The organism is Cryptosporangium aurantiacum (assembly GCF_900143005.1).
Classification (GTDB): domain Bacteria; phylum Actinomycetota; class Actinomycetes; order Mycobacteriales; family Cryptosporangiaceae; genus Cryptosporangium; species Cryptosporangium aurantiacum.
In genome coordinates this window covers 2,129-5,532 of sequence record NZ_FRCS01000040.1, presented here as the reverse complement: position 1 = coordinate 5,532, position 3,404 = coordinate 2,129, and the positions used below count along the sequence as shown (strand labels likewise).

Below are 3,404 nucleotides of genomic sequence, written 5' to 3'. Positions count from 1 at the left end.
AAAAGTCCGGCGGCGTCCTACTCTCCCACACCATCACCAGTGCAGTACCATCGGCGCTGAGGAGCTTAGCTTCCGGGTTCGGAATGGGACCGGGCGTTTCCTCCTCGCTATAACCACCGGAACACTGTCAAACCAGCAAACAGCACTCCCGGACCCGGGTGTGTTGTTCGTGGTCTGGGAACCACACAGTGGATGCGACTACTTACACAAATAAGGCTATGCTTTGTGGGCAAGCCCTCGGCCTATTAGTACCGGTCAGCTCCACCTGTTACCAGGCTTCCACATCCGGCCTATCAACCCGATCGTCTACTCGGGGGCCTTAACCACTCAAGGTGGTGGGAGACCTCATCTCGAAGCAGGCTTCCCGCTTAGATGCTTTCAGCGGTTATCCCTTCCGAACGTAGCCAACCAGCCATGCCCTTGGCAGGACAACTGGCACACCAGAGGTTCGTCCGTCCCGGTCCTCTCGTACTAGGGACAGCCCTTCTCAAGACTCCAACGCGCACGGCGGATAGGGACCGAACTGTCTCACGACGTTCTAAACCCAGCTCGCGTACCGCTTTAATGGGCGAACAGCCCAACCCTTGGGACCTACTCCAGCCCCAGGATGCGACGAGCCGACATCGAGGTGCCAAACCATCCCGTCGATATGGACTCTTGGGGAAGATCAGCCTGTTATCCCCGGGGTACCTTTTATCCGTTGAGCGACACCGCTTCCACCAGCCAGTGCCGGATCACTAGTCCCAGCTTTCGCTCCTGCTCGACCTGTCAGTCTCACAGTCAAGCTCCCTTGTGCACTTGCACTCAACACCTGATTGCCAACCAGGCTGAGGGAACCTTTGGGCGCCTCCGTTACATTTTAGGAGGCAACCGCCCCAGTTAAACTACCCACCAGGCACTGTCCCCGACCCCGATCAGGGGCCCGGGTTAGACATCCAATACGACCAGAGTGGTATTTCAACGATGACTCCACGAACACTGGCGTGCCCGCTTCACAGTCTCCCACCTATCCTACACAAGCCGAATCGAACACCAATACCAAGCTATAGTAAAGGTCCCGGGGTCTTTCCGTCCTGCCGCGCGTAACGAGCATCTTTACTCGTAGTGCAATTTCGCCGAGCCTGTGGTTGAGACAGTAGGAAAGTCGTTACGCCATTCGTGCAGGTCGGAACTTACCCGACAAGGAATTTCGCTACCTTAGGATGGTTATAGTTACCACCGCCGTTTACTGGCGCTTAAGTTCTCAGCTTCGCCCCGAAAGACTAACCGGTCCCCTTAACGTTCCAGCACCGGGCAGGCGTCAGTCCGTATACATCGTCTTACGACTTCGCACGGACCTGTGTTTTTAGTAAACAGTCGCTTTCCCCTGGTCTCTGCGGCCATACAACGCTCCCCCAGCAAGTGGGATCACGCCTCCGGCCCCCCTTCTCCCGAAGTTACGGGGGTATTTTGCCGAGTTCCTTAACCACAGTTCGCTCGATCGCCTCGGTATTCTCTACCTGACCACCTGTGTCGGTTTAGGGTACGGGCCGCTTGAATCTCGCTAGAGGCTTTTCTCGGCAGCATAGGATCACTCACTTCGCCACAACGGCTCCCCATCAGGTCTCAGACTCCATGAGACACGGATTTGCCAATGTCTCGTCCTACACCCTTAGCCCGGCACCACCATTCACCGGGATGAGCTACCTTCCTGCGTCACCCCATCGCTTGACTACTACAACCCGGGGTCCCAGCCTCCCCAGCACTTGTCCGAAGACGCCTGCCGGCTCGGGTGGTTAGCACAAAGCTGCCTCATCAGGGACGATTCTTCGCGGGTACGGGAATATCAACCCGTTGTCCATCGACTACGCCTGTCGGCCTCGCCTTAGGTCCCGACTCACCCTGGGCGGATTAGCCTGGCCCAGGAACCCTTGGTCATCCGGCGGACGGGTTTCTCACCCGTCATTCGCTACTCATGCCTGCATTCTCACTCGCACAGCGTCCACAACTGGGTTCCCCCGCTGCTTCCTCCGCTGTACGACGCTCCCCTACCCATCCACACACCCAATAACCGCCCCGCAGGAACGGAAACCAGGTTCATCGTGTAAATGCCTCAGCTTCGGCGGTGTACTTGAGCCCCGCTACATTGTCGGCGCGGAATCACTTGACCAGTGAGCTATTACGCACTCTTTAAAGGGTGGCTGCTTCTAAGCCAACCTCCTGGTTGTCTCTGCGACTCCACATCCTTTCCCACTTAGCACACGCTTAGGGGCCTTAGCTGGAGATCTGGGCTGTTTCCCTCTCGACTACGAAGCTTATCCCCCGCAGTCTCACTGCCACGCTCTCACTTACCGGCATTCGGAGTTTGGCTGACTTCAGTAAGCTTGTGGGCCCCCTAGGCCATCCAGTGCTCTACCTCCGGCAAGAAACACGCAACGCTGCACCTAAATGCATTTCGGGGAGAACCAGCTATCACGGAGTTTGATTGGCCTTTCACCCCTATCCACAGGTCATCCCCCAGGTTTTCAACCCTGGTGGGTTCGGGCCTCCACGCCGTCTTACCGGCGCTTCACCCTGCCCATGGATAGATCACTCCGCTTCGGGTCTCGAGCACGCGACTCACACGCCCTATTCGGACTCGCTTTCGCTACGGCTACCCCACACGGGTTAACCTCGCCACGTACCACGAACTCGCAGGCTCATTCTTCAAAAGGCACGCCGTCACATCCCCGAAGGTCTGCTCCGACGGCTTGTAGGCACACGGTTTCAGGTACTATTTCACTCCCCTCCCGGGGTACTTTTCACCTTTCCCTCACGGTACTAGTGCACTATCGGTCACCAGGGAGTATTTAGGCTTAGCGGGTGGTCCCGCCAGATTCACACGAGATTTCACGAGCCCCGTGCTACTTGGGAACAACTAAAGGAAGATCATGCGTTTTCGTCTACGGGAGTCTCACCCTCTACGCCGGTCCTTCCCAGAACCTTCGACTAACACAATGATTTTCTTACTTCCCGACCAGCCGGCAGACCGATCAATAGCCGTCCCACGACCCCGCTCACGCAACCCCTGCCGGGTATCACACGTGCGCGGTTTAGCCTCATCCGCTTTCGCTCGCCACTACTCACGGAATCACTCTTGTTTTCTCTTCCTGTGGGTACTGAGATGTTTCACTTCCCCACGTTCCCTCCACACACCCTATGTGTTCAGGTGCGGGTGACAGCACATAACTGCTGCCGGGTTTCCCCATTCGGACACCCTCGAATCACAGCTCGGTTGACAGCTCCTCGAGGACTATCGCGGTCTCCCACGTCCTTCATCGGCTCCTGGTGCCAAGGCATCCACCGTGCGCCCTTAACAACTTGACCACAAAGATAAGATGCTCGCATCCACTGTGCAGTTCTCAAACAACGACCAGCACCCGCAC

Annotated in this window: 2 rRNA genes; both read right to left on the bottom strand. The window is 57.1% G+C overall.

Annotation, left to right across the window (positions count from 1 at the left end):
• Positions 1-4: 4 nt before the first annotated feature.
• Positions 5-121 (bottom strand): 5S ribosomal RNA (gene rrf, locus BUB75_RS43965).
• Positions 122-225: 104 nt separating this feature from the next.
• A 23S ribosomal RNA gene (locus tag BUB75_RS43960) occupies positions 226-3,345 on the bottom strand.
• Between the last annotated feature and the right edge of the window lie 59 nt (positions 3,346-3,404).